Source organism: Rhizobium indigoferae (genome assembly GCF_034554815.1).
GTDB classification, from domain to species: domain Bacteria; phylum Pseudomonadota; class Alphaproteobacteria; order Rhizobiales; family Rhizobiaceae; genus Rhizobium; species Rhizobium leguminosarum.
This window is the reverse complement of record NZ_CP140635.1, coordinates 3,920,871-3,938,086: the sequence shown is the minus strand read 5'-3', so window position 1 is coordinate 3,938,086 and position 17,216 is coordinate 3,920,871. Positions and strand designations below refer to the sequence as shown.

Below are 17,216 nucleotides of genomic sequence, written 5' to 3'. Positions count from 1 at the left end.
TTCATTGCGTGGTGGTCTTGGCTTTGGCATCGCCGGCGGCAGCTGCCGGCGGGTTCATTTCTATTTTCTCGGGCGTGACCTTGCTGCCGGGGATGGCCTGCTGGATACCTTGGGTCACGACCCAGTCGGCCGGATCGAGGCCGGAGTCGATGACGCGGAGCGCACCTTCACGCTGGCCGGTCTTGACCTGCTTCTGCTCGATGACGTCGTCCTTGCCGAGGACAAGCAGGTAGCTGCCCAACTGGTTCGTTCCGATGGCGTCGTCGCGCACCAGCAGAGCCTTGTCGTTATGGCCGACCGGCACCCGAACCCGCACGAAGAGACCGGGCAGCATGGCGCGGTCCTTGTTGTCGAACAGCGCGCGCACTTGAAGCGTGCCTGTGGAGGCATCGAGCTGCGGCGAGACGTAGTCGAGATGGCCCTTGTGCGGATAACCTTGTTCCGTCTGCAGGCCGATCTCCGCAGGAATGCTGGGAAGGTCCGTCTGCTTGAAGGTATGACCCTGCTTCGCCAGGCTTTCCTTGATCATCAGCACCTGAGTTTCGCTGACGTTGAAATAGGCATAAAGCGGATCCGTCTGCACGATGCTGGCGAGTTTGGTGGGACCGGATACGCCGACAAGCGCGCCGATATCGACGAGGTGATCGGTGACGGTGCCGTCGAACGGGGCAAGCACTTCCGTATATCCGAGATTGATCGTCGCGAGATCGAGATTGGCCTGGGCATTGAGGATGGACGCATTCGCCTCGTCGAGCGTTGCCTTGGCGCTGTCGACGGCGGTCTGCGTGGTGACCTGTTGCTTCGACAGATTGAGCTGGCGGTCATACTCCTGCTTGGCGCCGACTTGGGAAGCCTGCTGCGAAGCGAGTGACGCCTTCGCCTGATCCAGTTGCGCCTGGTAGGTGTCGCGCTCGATGCCGAAGAGCTTGGTGCCCTTCATCACCGTCATGCCGTCCTGGTAGTCGATCGATTGGATATAGCCCTGGACGCGCGCCTCGATATCGACAGCATTGAGCGGCGCGGTATTGCCGGTGAGTTCGAAATAGAGCGTTACCGGTTGCTGGAGCGGCTGAGCGACGCGAACCGGAGGTGGCGGAGGGGGAACGTAGGTGTTGCCACTTTCCTCACAGCCAGCGAGAATTACCATGCCGGCAAGCACCACGGACAGGTGCAGACCCTGATACAATCTCACACGCATTGCCGCCGCCCCGATGTTTACGAGCCCCAGTCTTCATGCGTGCCTCGGCGGAGACGACCCCTCTCCGAAAAGTTCCGGGCATGCGATATTATGTCGCGGCATTGCTGCAAATTGCAATAGCGGCTGGCGCACAATTAAGCTGTGTCGAAGCTCACTCTCGACGGACGCCATGACGTGGCTCTAGGGCTTCCCGAGGCGTTCGATGGCAGACTGCAAAGGTGCATCCGAAACATGGACCAGCCCGACATAGGGATTGGCCATATCCGAAATCAGGAAAATCGCGCCCGCAACGGACAGGGCGCAAACAAGCAGAATTGACAGCACCGTCGGATTGACCGGTGCCTGCAGCCCGAAGGTCGCGAAAAGCAGCGCGAGCCAACAGACGAGAACGGTAAGGAAGGCCCAGGGCAAACCCTCCTTACCGGATTCGACCAGCAGCCAGTGGGTTTCGGCTACCATGCCGCTCACCTCCAGAGCACGCGCCTGGAGAGAGCGCTGCGCCGCATCCTTCGGCGCCAGGGATCGAAGGTCGGCCTGAACCGACTCTATATCCTGATATTCTCCCAGCGCTTTGGCGGATGGCTCGTCGGTGGTTTCGGCAGTCCAGCCGCGGCTCAGTCGTTTCTCGATGAGTTCACGCAGCAATTGCCGCGCCTTGTCAGTTTCCGGCCCGTATTGCGCCATGACGCGGTCAAGCAGCAGTACCCGTGCAGCCGCCGTTCTCATCTCCACTTCGGCGTTGTCGTAGGTCGACTTGGCGGATGCTATCAGAAGGCCGAGCGCCAGGGCCGACAGCGTTCCCACCACTGCGGTTGCCAGCCTGATGACGTCCTTGGATTCCGCATTGAGATGGTGATCGGGCAAGCGGGCACGCACGATCAATCCTATCGACGTCGCCATCGACAGACATAGAAATACAAGCCCGCCAACCACTAGTGAGCCCAAGTCCGGTCTCCGTATCGCCACTTAAGTCGTGCAGCCATCTTGCTAGCTGTGCAATAGCTCCCGTCATCATAGCGGAAGACAGACCAAGCGCGGGAATCTTTACTTGCTTGCCCTCGCGCGGTCGCCATCGGGCGGTTTCATTGCTGGAAAATGAGCAGCACGTAAGCCAGGAAAAGCACCAGATGTACAGCGCCTTGCATGAGATGCGTGCGGCCGCTGGCAAAGGTGATGATGCTGACGGCAAGAGTGAGCAGGAGCATCACCAGATCTCCATGCTCCAGGCCGAGTGTCACGGGGTGTCCATAAAGCTGACTGACAACAAGCATCGCCGGCACCGTCAGCCCGATCGTCGACAGCACCGAACCAAGGAAGATATTGACGGAACGCTGAAGATTATTGGCGATGGACGCACGCACGGCGCTGATTGCCTCAGGCGTCGCGACCAGGATGGCCATGACAACACCGCCAAGTGCGGTTGGAGCATGCAGGGTTTCGATAATGTAATCGATCGGCAGGGCAAGCTGTTCGACGAGAAAGACGACGGGAGCCATATAGGCGAAAAGCAGAATGGCATGAGGCCAGACCGGTCCGTGGCGAGGGACACGTTCGCTGATGGGCTCGTGGCGGTTGCTGTCGTCAGTGAAATAGTCCCGATGGCGGCCGGCCTGAAGAAACAGAAACGTAGCGTAAAGGCCGACCGATATTATACCCAGTATCAGTTGTCTCGGTGCGGATGGATGCTGTCCGTCCGGGCCTGCAAGAAATGTCGGCATCACCAGGCTCAGGGTCGCCAGCGGTACGATGACCCCGAGATAGGCGTTGGCGCCCTGCAGATTATGTTGCTGTTCCGGTCGCCGCCATGCGCCCAGCAGCAAGGACAGACCGACCATGCCGTTCAGGATGATCATGACGACGGCGAACAGGGTGTCGCGCGCAAGCGTGGGATTGTTCTCGCCGTGAAGCATGACGGCTGATATTGCCATCACCTCGATCGAGGTGATGGCAAGCGTCAGAATGAGCGTGCCGTAGGGTTCCTTCAGCCGCTCAGCCAAATGATCCGCGTGCCGGACAACCGACAGAGCGGAGCCGAGGACGGCAGCGAACAGCCACGCGAAAACGACAGTGAACCAAAGCGGATCGGAAAGCTGCCCGAAGAGCTGCTCCTGGAAAACAAGAAACGCCAAGCTCGTTGCGACGCTGACGCCCAGGAACCATTCCTCGCGTAGCAGGCTGTTTGCGCCGACAGCGCGCAATGCCGGACCGTCTGTCATCGAAACCACCCGCCTTCTGGCAAATGCCGCCGCAATGCGATCCTCACGACCATTGTGTCCGCCCGCTGTCTTGTGCCCGTCGCATGAGCGGGCGGAGACGAGGCTGCCTTAAGGCGAACCGAACCTCAAGCCAGATCGTGTGTCACTGATTAAAACTCGCAGGTCTCTGTAGTCTCATCACCCATTGCTCACGACAAACGGACTGCCGCCGAAACGGAAGGCAAGGCGAGGCCGGCCAAAGCTCGGCGCGGCTGTTGAAGCGCGTTTCGACGGCGGCTCACGCCGCGTCTTCCACTATTCGCGGCCGGCCGCGGGGATTGCTGCGCCAGTGACGACGGCTGCGGCCGGCGAAATCAGGAAGGCGATGAGGCGGGCGATCGATTGCGGCGACACCCAGCCATCGGTCTTCGCATCGGGCATGGCCGCGCGATTCTCAGGTGTGTCGATTGTCCCGGGCAGGATGCAGTTGGCGGTGATGCGGTCGTCGCGGCATTCGGCAGCGATCGCCTCGGTCAGACGGATGACAGCGGCTTTCGAGGCGGCGTAAGCGGCCTGCTTGGCGCCGGCCTTCAGGCCGGGCGCGGCGGCGATATGAACGATGCGGCCGTAGCCCGCAGCCTTCATGGTCGGGAGAACCGCGGCGCTGATCGTCAGCGCAGTGCGGGCGTTTGCGGTCATCATCGTCTCCCACTGCGCGGGGGCCTCCGGCCCGACCGGCCCCATCTGGAAACCGCCGACGGTATTGACCAATGCGCTGACACCGCCGAAGCGCTTTACGGCCCGGGCGACGGCGGCGGCGCAGGAAGCATAATCGGTGAGATCCGTTCCGGCGATCGACAGAAACTCGGTGGCGGCAGGAAGATCACCGGCCAAGGCTTCCAGCTCACTGCTCGAACGGTTCATGCAGACGAGTTTTGCGCCGGCGTTGGCAAGCTCGCGGACAACGGCGCTGCCGAGGTTGCCGCCGGCTCCGGTGACGATCACGGCTTTCTGGTCGTTCATGGCAATCGATCTCCTGACGGTGCCGGTGCTGGATGATGCCGCGCATTGTTGATCCAGGCTGGCCGGCAGCGCAAGCCCGCTGGGGAAGACAAGGTCAGACATCTTGCGGAACTGCCCGAGGAGTTATCCGCGGGCAGTTCCGTCCGTCATTGTCCGATGGTCCGGTCGGACCGGCTTTCAGTGATACTTCGCCCGTTCCCGGCCGAGAATTCCAGGGGCGTCGAGACCGGAGATCGGGCGGGTGACGTCGGCCGGGATGTCACCTGCGAGCTGCAGGTCGAGATAGCGGGCGCAGCAGACCCGCAGGAAGGATGTGAAGTTTCCAAGATCATGGCCGGCATCGATCGATTCATGATGCAGCCGGGTGATCAGCTGGACGACATTCATGCCGTCGCGGCGGGCGATCTCCTCGAGCTTCGACCAGAAGAAATTCTCCAGCCTGACGCTGGTGACCATGCCGTCGATGCGCAGCGACCGGGTGGCGCTTTCCCAGAGCCGCGCATCCGCCTTGATGAACAATTCACACATGTCGTCCTCCCGGTGCCGCCCTTCTTAGGCGGCGTTGGTTTCCAGCAGTGCTGCGGCATCGAGCACGGCCATGAACTGACGCAGCCACGAGGGATGGGCGGGCCAGGCGGGTGCCGTGACCAGATTGCCGTCCGAGACTGCATCGCTGATAGCGATGTCGGCATAGATGCCGCCGGCAAGTTCGACTTCCGGCCGGCAGGCGGGATAGGCCGAGCAGGTGCGGCCCTTCAAAACCCCGGCAGCGGCAAGCAGCTGTGCGCCGTGGCAGATGGCGGCGACGGGTTTTCCCGCGTCGAAGAAGTGCCGCACGGATTTGATGACGTCGGCATTGAGGCGCAGATATTCGGGCGCCCGCCCGCCGGGGATGACGAGCGCATCGTAATCTTCGGCGCGCACGCTGTCGAAGGTGGCATTCAGAGCGAAATTATGGCCGCGTTTTTCGGAATAGGTTTGGTCGCCTTCGAAATCGTGGATGGCAGTGGCGATGGTGTCGCCGGCCTTCTTGCCGGGGCAGACGGCGTCGACTGTGTAGCCGCAGGCGAGCAGCGTCTGGAACGGCACCATCGTTTCGTAATCTTCGGTGAAATCACCGGTGATCATCAGGATCTTTGAGGCTGGCATCGTTTCCTCCCTTTGAAACCAACTGGCGGAGAGTAGCAAACAGCGACAGAGTGCAGGTACTATGGGAATACTACAGGCAAAATTCGTACCCGATAAGGCGACGGCATTAAACCGCCCTGACCTTCACATCAGGCACTGTGCAAGCCTCGCCGCCGCCAAAGAGGCGGGAGCGGGTCAGGAAGCGTTTCTCCCGGCCATTGTCGAGCGAGAACATGCCGCCGCGGCCCGGTACGACGTCGATGATCAGCTGCGTATGCTTCCATGCCTCGAACTGGCTGGCGCTGATGTAGACCGGTACGCCGCCGATCTCGCCGAGCTTGACGTCGTTGTCGCCGATCATGAATTCATTAGTCGGATAACACATCGGCGAGGAGCCGTCGCAGCAGCCGCCGGACTGGTGGAAGAGGATATCGGTATGATCCCGCTTGATTTCTGCGATCAAATCGAGAGCTGTGTCGGTTGCGAGAACACGCGCTTCGCCGTTGACGGTGGTTTCCATGGCTGCCTCCTCCGGCGGATAACCCCGAAAATCGGATCGATTTTCGGAAATTTGTTATACGCAAATTCAAAGCGTTAGAGCGTCCCACGGGATGCGTGGCGCTCTAAAGACAACGCCTTCTCCCCGTGTCGGAGAGAAGGCTTTTATCATAACATCATCGGCTGCTCTCAGAAGAAGCCGAGTGCTTTCGGGCTGTAGCTCACCAGCATGTTCTTGGTCTGCTGGTAGTGGTCGAGCATCATCTTGTGGGTTTCACGACCGATGCCCGACTGCTTGTAGCCGCCGAAGGCGGCATGGGCCGGGTAGGCGTGGTAGCAGTTGGTCCAGACGCGGCCGGCCTGGATCTCGCGGCCGAAACGATAGCAGCGATTGGCGTCTCGGCTCCAGACACCGGCGCCGAGACCGTAGAGTGTGTCGTTGGCGATTTCGAGCGCTTCCTTCTCGTTCTTGAAGGTCGTGACCGAAACCACCGGTCCGAAGATCTCCTCCTGGAACACACGCATCTTGTTGTGGCCCTTGAAGATCGTCGGCATGACATAATAGCCGTTCGCCAACTCGCCGCCGAGATCGTTACGCGAGCCGCCGGTCAGTACCTCGGCGCCTTCCTGCTTGCCGATGTCGAGATAGGCGAGGATCTTTTCCAGCTGCTCCGTCGAAGCCTGGGCGCCGACCATCGTCGCGGTGTCGAGCGGGTTGCCCTGCTTGATCGCCTCGACGCGTTTCACGGCCTTTTCCATGAAGCGGTCGTAGATCGATTCCTGGACGAGGGCGCGGCTCGGGCAAGTGCAGACTTCGCCCTGGTTGAGGGCAAACATCGCAAAGCCTTCGAGCGCCTTGTCGAGGAAGTCGTCGTCCTCGGCCATCACATCGGCGAAGAAGATGTTCGGCGACTTGCCGCCGAGCTCCAATGTCACCGGAATGAGGTTCTGGCTGGCATATTGCATGATCAGCCGGCCGGTCGTCGTCTCGCCGGTGAAGGCGATCTTGGCGACGCGCGGGCTGGTCGCCAGCGGCTTGCCGGCTTCTATGCCGAAGCCGTTGACGATGTTGAGCACGCCGGGCGGCAGCAGATCGCCGACGATCTCGGCCCAGAGCAGGATCGAGGCCGGTGTCTGCTCGGCGGGCTTCAGCACGACGCAGTTGCCGGCGGCAAGTGCAGGTGCCAGCTTCCAGGTGGCCATCAGGATCGGGAAGTTCCACGGGATGATCTGACCGACGACGCCGAGTGGCTCATGGAAGTGATAGGCGACGGTATCGTGGTCGATCTCGCCGATCGAACCCTCCTGGGCGCGAATGCAGGAGGCGAAGTAGCGGAAGTGGTCGATCGCCAGCGGAATGTCGGCCGCCATGGTTTCGCGGATCGGCTTGCCATTGTCCCAGGTCTCGGCCTGGGCGAGCAATTCCAGCTTGTCTTCCATGCGCTGGGCAATCTTCATGAGGATATTGGAGCGCTCGGCAGCGGAGGTGCGGCCCCATTTTTCCTTTGCCGCATGGGCGGCGTCGAGCGCGAGATTGATGTCCTTTTCATTGGAGCGGGGAATGTCGCAGAGCTTGCCGCCGGTGACGGGCGTTAGGTTTTCGAAGTATTTGCCTTCGACCGGCTCGCGCCATTCGCCGCCGATATAGTTGCCGTATTTCAGCTTGAACGGCGACTCGACGATTTTCTGATGAAGCATGTCATCCTCCCTTGATGATCCAGGTTCCCAAGCGAACCAGTGAGAGGAAAATGAGCATGTTTTGGCGGAAGGAACAGGGCGGGTCTTCCATACCGCAGTGCACAGTGTCGCAGACCTGCGACAGCATCGGGTCACGATTGCTCCAGGAGCGGGACCTTTGCTCCGATCAGTGGAGATCGAGCTTCTTCATCTTCCTGTGTAGTGTGGCGCGGCTGATGCCGAGCGCGATCGCCGCCTGCGAAACATTGCCGCCGGCGCGCGACAGCGCCCGCAGCAGTGCCGCCTTCTCCGCCTCGACCATCTCGTCCTGCTGGGAAACGCCAGCCTCGTGCAGAGCATCGGCTGCCGGAATGCCGGCGGCGATGCGTTTGTCGTCCAGCTGCAACGCGACGCGGGCGGCGCGCGTCGCCCCGAGCACCAAATCGTGCCTGTCGACGGCCAGCAAAGCGGCGGCGGAATTGGTGCCGGCCGGGACCATCAGGAAACGGGCGCCGGCAAAGGCCGAGCGGAAGAGGTTGAGCTCGATGCGCATCGCTGCATCGCGCACGGTCTGCGTTAGGATCGCCAGCGTCATCTCGTTGACGTCCTCGCGACATGCGGAGATGTCGAGGGCTGCGGCCACTCGGCCACGATGATCGCGGATCGGCGCCGTCGTGCAGCTGAGGCTGGTATTCGAGCTGAAAAAATGCTGATCGCGGAAGATGGCGACGGCACGCTCGTCGGCAAGTGCAGTGCCGATACCGTTGGTGCCGATGCTGGCCTCTGTCCAGACCGAGCCGGTCCAGAGGCCGAGTTCGCGGAATTCCTTGTCGTCGCCGGCAGCGCCCCGGCGCTCCAGCGCGATGCCGTTCTTGTCGGTCAGAAGCAGGCAACAGCCGGCCCTGCCAACGGTGGTAAAGAGACGATCGAGCTCTTCCGTCGCGCTGGCGATCAGCTGATCGGACTGCTCGCGCGCACGGCGGAATTCCAGGTCGGTGAGGCGGATTGGAGCCCGCTGGTCCTCGGGGGCGAGCTGGTGCATGGTCATGCACCGCCGCCATGAGGCGACAACAGGAGAACTGGCTGCCGCAGATTCGCGCTGGGCAGACGTGTAGACGTACTCGGCGTGCGCTGAGTGTTCGTGCATCGGCTCCTCCCACCGAATTTCAGCACACTCTGATGGAAAAGCGGCTGGTTTGCAATCGGCCGGCGCTGGCGCTCGTCAGCGTGCGGCGCCTCCTGACGAAAGTGGCTGAAATCACATTTCGGTGTTTGGGCAGCCATGGCGTAACAAATGCCCCCTCTCCCTCGTAGTTCTGTACAGAAGCAAGGTTTGCCAGATGAGGAGATCCGACCATGCTGAACAGACGATTGTTGCTGATGGGCGCTGCTTTTGGGGCGCTTGCGGTTCGCTCAGGCCTGGCCGGCAAGGCAATCGCCGGCGAGAGGTTTGCGGTGACCCACACCGAGGAGGAATGGCGCAAGCTGCTGACGCCGGATCAATATGTCATCCTGCGCCAGGCGGGGACGGAACATCCCTTCACCAGTGCCTTGCTGCATGAGGAGCGAAAGGGCAATTTCGCCTGCGCCGGCTGCGACCAGGACCTCTTTTCCTCGACCACCAAATTCGACAGCGGCACTGGCTGGCCGAGCTTCTGGGCGCCGCTTGAAAATGCCGTCGGCACAACCGGCGACACGACCTTCAGCATGGCACGTACCGCCGTGCACTGCAGCCGTTGCGGCGGTCACCTCGGCCATGTCTTCGATGACGGCCCGAAGCCAACCGGGCTTCGCTACTGCATGAATGGTCTCGCCATGACCTTCCATCCGGCCTCGGTCTGATTGATGATGATCTTGTTGTTTTGCCTCAAGGCTGACAGCTTCCAGCGCTCTAGCGCTGCAGCCAGGCCTCGATGCCACGGGCTGCCGCCCGGCCGGTCGCCAGGCAGGCGGTGAGGAGATAGCCACCAGTCGGCGCCTCCCAGTCGAGCATTTCGCCGGCGACGAAGGTGCCCGGCAGTGCCTTCAACATGTAGCTCTCGTCGACGCCGCTCCAGCGGATGCCGCCGGCTGAGGAGATCGCTTCGGCGATCGGGCGGGTTTCGATCACCGGCACCGGCAGGGCCTTGATCATGCGTGCGAGACGCTCCGGATCGGTTCGGTCGCGCTCGGGAGCGAGTTCGCGGAGCAGCGCCGTCTTGACGCCGTCGAGGCCGGCGCCCTTGCGCAGGCGGTTTGAAAAGCTCGATTTGGCGTCCTGCCGCGCAAGGTCGCGGCTCAGCCTCTCGATGGCGCGGCCCGGTGCGAGGTCGAGCGTCAGGACGGCGCTGCCATGGTTCGGCAGCCGGTCGCGCAACGCGGCCGTATGGGTATAGACGAGGCTGCCTTCGATGCCGCTGCCGGTGATGACGAATTCGCCGGGAAAAGTGCCGGCCTCGGACGTGGCGGTGACTGATTTTACCGGCTCGCCGGCGAAACGCTCGCTGAAGTTCCTGCTCCAGCCGACGACGAAGCCGCAATTGGCGGGTTGAAAAGTGTCAATTTCCACACCCCTGCCGGCCAGCCAAGGTACCCAGGTAGCATCCGAGCCGAGGCGCGGCCAGCTTGCGCCGCCGAGCGCCAGCAGGGCTGCGTCGCAATGGACGAGGCCGCGCCCTTCTGGCGTTTCGAAAACATAGCCGTCTTCGGCAAAACCGGTCCAGCGGTGGCGGGTGCGCAGCGTGGCGCCCTGTGCCTCCAGCCGCCTGAGCCAGGCGCGCAGCAAAGGCGAGGCCTTCATCACCTTCGGAAAAACCCGGCCGGACGAGCCGATGAAGGTTTCCGTCCCGAGCTCGCTTGCCCAATTCCTGATATCATCAGGGGTAAAGGCATCAAGAGCGGGGCGCAGACGGGCGGAGGCCGCTCCGAAGCGCGTGGTGAAACGGGCATAATCCTCGGAATGGGTGATGTTGAGACCGGACTTGCCGGCCAGCAGAAACTTGCGGGCAAAGGTCGGCATGGCGTCATAGACGGTCACCGCATGACCGGAACGGGAAAGCAGTTCGGCAGCCGCTAGACCCGCCGGGCCGCCGCCGATGATTGCAATCCGCTTCTGGTTCATTGATGTCTTCGCCCGATTCTGTCTCGTTCAGTTTTGGCGCGGGCGCGGATCGCCTGCAAGGGCGGAGATCAGTGGTGGGGATGCGTGCACTGGCCGTGGTCGGCGAGAACCTCGATGACGCGGCATTGGTCGACGCGGCCGTGGCCGCAGCCTTCCACCATGGTTTCCAGCTCGGCCTTCAGCGCCCTCAGGCTGCGGATGCGCTGCTCGACCTCGATGAGGCGGGCCTTGGCGATGGCGTCGGCCGAGGCACAGGATTGGTGCGGATCATCCTGCAGGGTGAGCAGCGTGCGGATCGCCTCGATCTCGAAGCCGAGTTCGCGGGCATGGCGGATGAAGGCGAGGCGGCTGATATCGGCGGGTTCGAAGGAGCGCTGGTTGCCCTCGCTGCGGCTCGGCGCCGCGAGCAGCCCGATGCTCTCGTAATAACGCACCGTCGGCACCTTGACGCCACTCTGGCGAGCAGCTTCGCCGATCGTGATCCTTTTCATAATTTTCCTCTTGCACCTCTAGTCGCTAGAGGATGTAGGAGGGATGCTTCTATTTGACAAGGAAGCGGTTCATGGCTGAGAGCGAAACACGATATCGGGTTGGCGGCATGGATTGCGCCGCCTGCGCAACCAAGATCGATACGGCGGTCAGACGCGTGGCGGGTGTCGCCGATGTTTCCGTCTCGGTGATGGCGGGCACGATGACCGTCCGGCATGATGGCAGCAGCGATCTCAAGACGATCGAGAAGAAGGTGACCGGGCTCGGCTATTCCGTCGCGCCGCTTGCCGGAAACGCTGCGGCTGCGCATGAACACGGCTCGCAGCACCGTCATGACCATGGACATGATCACGGTGATCACGGTGATCACGCGGGCCATGACCACGACCATGAAGGGCACGATCATGCAAGTCATGGCCACGACCATTCTCACGAACATGGCGAGAAGGAAATCGAGGGGCTGCACGGGCACGACCATGCGCCGATGGCCGGTCCCTGGTGGCAGAGTAGGAAGGGCCGGCTGACCATCCTTTCGGGTGCGGCACTCGTTGCCGCCTATGCCGTCGGCCATCTCGTGCCGGCGATTGCGTCCTATGCCTTCATCGTCGCCATGCTGATCGGGCTGGTGCCGATCGCTCGGCGCGCTGTCATGGCTGCCCTCTCAGGAACACCGTTTTCGATCGAGATGCTGATGACGATCGCCGCTGTCGGCGCCGTCATCATCAATGCCGGCGAAGAGGCGGCAACTGTCGTGTTCCTGTTCCTCGTTGGCGAGCTGCTGGAAGGGGTGGCAGCGGGCAAGGCGCGCGAAAGCATCCAGTCGCTGACGGCACTGGTGCCGAAGAGTGCGCTACTCGAAGACAATGGGCAGACACGGGAGGTGCCTGCGGAAAGCCTTTCGGTCGGCGCCATCATCATGGTTCGTCCTGGCGACCGGATCTCGGCGGACGGCATCATCATCTCAGGCGAGAGCGCGATCGACGAGGCGCCGGTGACGGGCGAGAGCACGCCGGTGCGCAAGGGCGTCGATGCCGTCGTTTTTGCCGGCACGGTGAATGGCGATGCGGTGCTCAGGGTTCGCGTCACGGCGGCTGCCGCCGACAATACCATCGCCCGCGTCGTCAAGCTGGTGGAGGAAGCTCAGGAATCGAAGGCGCCGACCGAACGCTTCATCGATCGGTTCTCGCGCTATTACACGCCCGGCGTCGTCGTGGTCGCAGCGCTTGTCGCGGTCGTTCCACCGTTGCTGTTCGCTGGGCCGTGGGGCGAATGGGTCTACAAGGGCCTTGCGATCCTTTTGATCGGCTGCCCCTGCGCGCTCGTCATCTCGACGCCGGCGGCGATCGCCGCCTCGCTTTCATCCGGTGCGCGGCGCGGGCTGCTGATGAAGGGCGGCGCGGTGTTGGAAACGCTCGGCAAGGTGACGATGGTCGCCTTCGACAAGACAGGCACGCTGACAGAAGGCAAGCCTCAGGTGACCGACATCATTTCCTTTGGCCTGAGCGAGGCGCAGGTGCTGTCGCGCGCGGCGGTGCTGGAGCAGGGTTCCAGCCATCCGCTGGCGCTGGCGATCCTCAACCGCGCCAAGGCGGACGGCGTTCCCGTGCCGCCGGCCTTCGAGCTGGAAGCGCTGCCGGGCAAGGGTGTCAGCGGCAAAGTCGGCGGTGAGGCGCTGGATCTGCTGTCGCCGCCTGCCGCCCGCGAGCGCGGGACGCTCAGCGCGGAACAGGATGCACGCATCACTGCGCTGAACGACGAGGGCAAGAGCGTGTCGGTGCTGCTCGTCAACGGTGTTGCGGCCGGCCTGATCGCCATGCGTGACGAGCCGCGTGAGGATGCCGAGGCCGGGCTCGCTGCGCTCAAATCGGCAGGCGTCAAGGCGGTGATGTTGACGGGCGACAACAAGCGGACGGCAGCAGCCGTTGCCGGCATGCTCGGCATCGACTGGCGCGGCGAGATGATGCCGGAGGATAAGCAGCGGGTCGTCGGCGAATTGAAGCGCCAGGGCTTCATCGTCGCCAAGGTCGGCGACGGCATCAACGATGCTCCGGCGCTGGCCGCTGCCGATATCGGCATCGCCATGGGCGGCGGCACCGATGTGGCGCTGGAGACGGCGGATGCCGCCGTGCTGCACGGACGCGTTGGCGACGTGGCGCGGATGATCGAACTTTCCAAACGCACGATGCGCAACATCCTGCAGAATATCACCATCGCACTCGGGCTGAAGGCGGTGTTTCTGGTGACGACGATCGCAGGGATCACCGGGCTCTGGCCAGCGATTCTTGCCGATACCGGCGCCACCGTGCTGGTGACGATCAATGCACTGCGGTTGCTTCGGATAAAAATATGAATGTCGTTTGAGGAGCCGGCTTCTGCCAGCTCTTTTTATGATGGGTTCTACACAGCGCTTTTCCGTTAACGCTTCGTTATCCACATCATACACAGCGCGGCGATTCGTTGCCGCCATTGTCGCGCCGCCACAACAACTTGTTGACGTCATGATCGATTCGCGTACCATATCTAGTGTTCGAGGTTCCGTCGATTCGTGAGGATCGGCGGCTAAGACGGGAATTCGGTGCGCTTCGCCATCATGGCGCGGCAATGCCGGGGCTGCCCCCGCAACTGTAAGCGGCGAGCAACTGTCCGATTTCAAGTCACTGGAGCATGATGCTCCGGGAAGGCTGGGCAGGCGCTTTGACCCGTGAGCCAGGAGACCTGCCTCGAACGAAACGTCCACGGGCGGGGTGTCCGGAAGGTCGCGTTGCATGGCTGCGGGGAATCTCCGCATCGCGTTTCGCGGGCCCGAACCTCCGCATGAGCCACTTCGGGGTGAAGTCATGTCAGAATTTCAGTTCAGGCCGCCACCCACTAGAGGTAGAGGGCGGAGTACGCCCAGCGGCTAAACAGCCGCACAGCTCAAAATCATCAGAGAATTTTTCGACGGATATCGACAGATTTCCGATCGATGTCCTGCGTCCCAATCGCATCGTCACGAGGAATATCATGACCATTACCGTCTACAGCAAGCCTGCCTGCGTCCAGTGCACTGCCACCTACCGCGCCCTCGACCGTCTGGGCGTCGATTATGACATCGTCGATATCTCGCAGGATGCCGAAGCGCTCGATCGCGTCCGCAGCCTCGGCTACATGCAGGCGCCTGTCGTCATCGCCGGCGAGCAGCATTGGGCGGGCTTCCGTCCCGACATGATCAGCGCGCTCTCCTGACCTGAGGACAAGCGATGGGCTTGATTGTCTATTATTCCAGCCGATCCGAGAACACCCATCGGTTCGTCGCCAAGCTCGGTCTGCGCGCGGCGCGCATTCCGCCAGGTGGCGCAGACGCGTTCCATATCCGCGAACCCTTCGTGCTGATCGTGCCGACCTATAGCGGCGACGGCGGCAAGGGTGCCGTTCCCAAGCAGGTGATCCGTTTCCTCAACGATGCGGAAAACCGAGGACACATCCGCGGCGTGATCGCCGCGGGCAACAGCAATTTCGGCGAGACATACGGGCTCGCCGGCGACGTGGTCTCGCAGAAATGCCAGGTGCCGTACCTTTACCGGTTCGAGCTCATGGGCACCGAAGACGACGTCGCCAAGGTCAAACACGGAATGGAACGATTTTGGACACGGGAACAAACCTGACGCGGGATGCGGGCGCAAAACCGCATCAAACTTTTGCTCAGCCCGCCGGGGAAAGGCCGCCGAAGGCAGCCGAAACCCTCGACTATCACGCGCTGAACGCGATGCTGAACCTCTATGACGATGAGGGGCGGATTCAGCTCGACAAGGATCGTTTGGCGGCCAAGCAATATTTCCTCCAGCATGTGAACCAGAACACGGTGTTCTTCCACAATCTGAGGGAAAAGCTCAATTACCTCGTGACCGAGGGATATTACGAGCAGGAGGTTCTCGACCAGTATTCCTTCAATTTCGTGCGGGATCTGTTCGACCAGGCCTATGCCAAGAAATTCCGTTTCCCGACCTTCCTCGGCGCCTTCAAATATTACACCAGCTATACGCTGAAGACCTTCGACGGAAAGCGCTATCTCGAGCGCTATGAGGACCGCATCTGCATGGTGGCTCTGGCCTTGGCGCGCGGCGACGAAGGCCTTGCGCGCGACATGGTCGACGAGATCATTTCCGGCCGTTTCCAGCCGGCGACGCCGACCTTCCTCAATGCCGGCAAGAAGCAGCGCGGCGAACTGGTTTCCTGCTTCCTGCTGCGCGTCGAGGACAATATGGAATCGATCGGCCGCTCGATCAATTCGGCGCTGCAATTGTCGAAGCGCGGCGGCGGCGTGGCGCTGTCGCTGACGAATATCCGCGAGGCAGGCGCGCCGATCAAGCATATCGAGAACCAGTCCTCGGGCATCATCCCGGTGATGAAGCTGCTCGAAGACAGCTTCTCCTATGCCAACCAGCTCGGGGCGCGGCAGGGCGCGGGTGCGGTCTATCTCAATGCCCATCATCCCGATATCATGCGCTTCCTCGACACCAAGCGCGAAAATGCCGACGAAAAAATCCGCATCAAGACGCTGTCACTCGGCGTCGTCGTGCCCGATATCACCTTCGAACTCGCCAAGAACAACGAGGATATGTATCTGTTCTCGCCCTATGACGTGGAACGCGTCTATGGCGTGCCTTTCACCGAGATTTCGGTGACGGAAAAATATCGCGAGATGGTGGCGGATGCCCGCATTTCGAAGAAGAAGATCAAGGCGCGCGAATTCTTCCAGGTGCTTGCCGAAATCCAGTTCGAGAGCGGCTACCCCTACATCATGTTCGAGGACACGGTGAACCGGGCGAACCCGATCGCCGGACGTATTTCGATGAGCAATCTATGCTCGGAAATCCTGCAGGTCAGCGAGGCGAGCGAATATCATGACGACCTTTCCTACAAACATCTCGGCAAGGATATTTCCTGCAATCTCGGCTCGCTGAATATCGCGGCGGCAATGGATTCGGCAGATTTCGGCAAGACGATCGAGACCTCGATCCGGGCGCTGACAGCCGTTTCCGACATGAGTCACATTTCCTCGGTTCCCTCGATCGAGAAGGGCAATGACGAGAGCCATGCGATCGGCCTCGGCCAGATGAACATGCACGGTTATCTCGCCCGCGAGCGTATCTTCTACGGCTCCGAGGAAGGCGTCGATTTCACCAATATCTATTTCTATACGGTGACCTATCACGCAATCCGCGCCTCGAACCTTTTGGCGGTCGAACGCGGTACGAGCTTCAAGGGCTTCGAGAATTCGAAATATGCCTCCGGCGACTATTTCGACAAATATACAGAGCAGCTCTGGGAGCCGGCGACGGAGACGGTCAGGGCGCTGTTCGAGACGTCAGGCATTCACATTCCGACGCAGGAAGATTGGGCCACGTTGAAGAAGGCGGTAATGGCCTCCGGCCTCTATAACCAGAACCTGCAGGCGGTTCCGCCGACGGGGTCGATCTCCTATATCAACCACTCGACCTCCTCGATCCATCCGATCGTCTCGAAGATCGAAATCCGCAAGGAAGGTAAGATCGGCCGCGTCTATTATCCGGCGCCGTTCATGACCAACCACAATCTCGACTATTATCAGGATGCCTACGAGATCGGGCCGGAGAAGATCATCGACACCTATGCGGCGGCGACCCAGCATGTCGACCAAGGCCTGTCGCTGACCTTGTTCTTCCGCGACACGGCAACGACGCGCGACATCAACAAGGCGCAGATCCATGCCTGGAAGAAGGGCATCAAGACGATCTACTACATACGCCTTCGCCAGATGGCGCTGTCCGGCACCGAGGTGCAGGGCTGCGTATCCTGCACCTTATGATTTGATTGCGGCTGACGCTGCAAGAAGCGGGAGGGTTCCGCAGTTCCCTTCGCCATGCAGACGCTGACGCCCGAAAAGGAC

At 61.6% G+C, this 17,216-nt stretch carries 16 protein-coding genes and 1 riboswitch; of the genes, 5 read left to right on the top strand and 11 right to left on the bottom strand.

The window, feature by feature from the left end:
* Position 1: 1 nt before the first annotated feature.
* The 9 genes from U5G49_RS19480 to U5G49_RS19440 all read right to left on the bottom strand — a co-directional run bounded on the left by U5G49_RS19480 (position 2) and on the right by U5G49_RS19440 (position 8,866).
* Positions 2-1,198, bottom strand: a complete 1,197-nt coding sequence (locus U5G49_RS19480) for an efflux RND transporter periplasmic adaptor subunit (RefSeq protein ID WP_166480744.1) — start codon at positions 1,196-1,198, stop codon at positions 2-4.
* Positions 1,199-1,378: 180 nt separating this feature from the next.
* Positions 1,379-2,143 (bottom strand): bestrophin-like domain, encoded by a 765-nt coding sequence (locus U5G49_RS19475; RefSeq protein WP_166480745.1) that lies wholly within the window; start codon positions 2,141-2,143, stop codon positions 1,379-1,381.
* Between the two features lie 137 nt (positions 2,144-2,280).
* A complete protein-coding gene (locus tag U5G49_RS19470) occupies positions 2,281-3,414 on the bottom strand; it encodes a calcium:proton antiporter (RefSeq protein ID WP_047623019.1) in 1,134 nt (377 codons plus the stop codon).
* Between the two features lie 294 nt (positions 3,415-3,708).
* A complete protein-coding gene (locus U5G49_RS19465; RefSeq protein WP_166480746.1) occupies positions 3,709-4,416 on the bottom strand; it encodes an SDR family NAD(P)-dependent oxidoreductase in 708 nt (235 codons plus the stop codon).
* 177 nt (positions 4,417-4,593) lie between these two features.
* On the bottom strand, positions 4,594-4,944 hold the full coding sequence (locus tag U5G49_RS19460; RefSeq protein WP_018243709.1) for a ribbon-helix-helix domain-containing protein: 351 nt from the start codon (positions 4,942-4,944) through the stop codon (positions 4,594-4,596).
* Positions 4,945-4,968: 24 nt separating this feature from the next.
* Positions 4,969-5,565 (bottom strand): DJ-1/PfpI family protein, encoded by a 597-nt coding sequence (locus U5G49_RS19455; RefSeq protein ID WP_112905321.1) that lies wholly within the window; start codon positions 5,563-5,565, stop codon positions 4,969-4,971.
* 106 nt (positions 5,566-5,671) lie between these two features.
* Positions 5,672-6,064, bottom strand: a complete 393-nt coding sequence (locus U5G49_RS19450) for a DUF779 domain-containing protein (RefSeq protein WP_193446722.1) — start codon at positions 6,062-6,064, stop codon at positions 5,672-5,674.
* Between the two features lie 167 nt (positions 6,065-6,231).
* Positions 6,232-7,740, bottom strand: coding sequence for an aldehyde dehydrogenase (gene adh / locus U5G49_RS19445; protein ID WP_193446723.1), 1,509 nt, complete (start codon positions 7,738-7,740; stop codon positions 6,232-6,234).
* Between the two features lie 166 nt (positions 7,741-7,906).
* A complete protein-coding gene (locus U5G49_RS19440) occupies positions 7,907-8,866 on the bottom strand; it encodes a helix-turn-helix domain-containing protein (protein ID WP_047623016.1) in 960 nt (319 codons plus the stop codon).
* Positions 8,867-9,075: 209 nt separating this feature from the next.
* On the opposite strand from U5G49_RS19440, the gene msrB reads away from it, so the two are divergent.
* Positions 9,076-9,561 (top strand): peptide-methionine (R)-S-oxide reductase MsrB, encoded by a 486-nt coding sequence (gene msrB / locus U5G49_RS19435; protein WP_130653115.1) that lies wholly within the window; start codon positions 9,076-9,078, stop codon positions 9,559-9,561.
* A 49-nt stretch (positions 9,562-9,610) separates the two neighbouring features.
* On the opposite strand, the gene U5G49_RS19430 is transcribed toward msrB, so the two are convergent.
* Positions 9,611-10,819, bottom strand: a complete 1,209-nt coding sequence (locus U5G49_RS19430; protein WP_193446724.1) for a TIGR03862 family flavoprotein — start codon at positions 10,817-10,819, stop codon at positions 9,611-9,613.
* Between the two features lie 68 nt (positions 10,820-10,887).
* Positions 10,888-11,310 carry a MerR family transcriptional regulator gene (locus U5G49_RS19425; RefSeq protein ID WP_018243702.1) on the bottom strand — a complete coding sequence of 141 codons (423 nt, stop codon included), beginning with the start codon at positions 11,308-11,310 and terminating at the stop codon, positions 10,888-10,890.
* A gap of 71 nt (positions 11,311-11,381) precedes the next feature.
* Between U5G49_RS19425 and U5G49_RS19420 the strand changes: the two genes are divergently transcribed.
* From U5G49_RS19420 to nrdE, 4 genes are all read left to right on the top strand, one after another.
* Positions 11,382-13,658 (top strand): heavy metal translocating P-type ATPase, encoded by a 2,277-nt coding sequence (locus U5G49_RS19420; RefSeq protein ID WP_193446725.1) that lies wholly within the window; start codon positions 11,382-11,384, stop codon positions 13,656-13,658.
* Between the two features lie 163 nt (positions 13,659-13,821).
* A riboswitch (cobalamin riboswitch) is annotated at positions 13,822-14,045 on the top strand.
* 266 nt (positions 14,046-14,311) lie between these two features.
* On the top strand, positions 14,312-14,533 hold the full coding sequence (gene nrdH / locus U5G49_RS19415; protein WP_018243700.1) for a glutaredoxin-like protein NrdH: 222 nt from the start codon (positions 14,312-14,314) through the stop codon (positions 14,531-14,533).
* 14 nt (positions 14,534-14,547) lie between these two features.
* On the top strand, positions 14,548-14,952 hold the full coding sequence (gene nrdI, locus U5G49_RS19410; RefSeq protein WP_018243699.1) for a class Ib ribonucleoside-diphosphate reductase assembly flavoprotein NrdI: 405 nt from the start codon (positions 14,548-14,550) through the stop codon (positions 14,950-14,952).
* The gene (gene nrdE, locus U5G49_RS19405; protein WP_193446726.1) at positions 14,931-17,135 is read left to right on the top strand and encodes a class 1b ribonucleoside-diphosphate reductase subunit alpha; all 2,205 of its coding nucleotides are present in this window, start codon (positions 14,931-14,933) and stop codon (positions 17,133-17,135) included. Before nrdI ends, nrdE begins: the two co-directional genes overlap by 22 nt.
* The last annotated feature ends 81 nt before the right edge of the window (positions 17,136-17,216 follow it).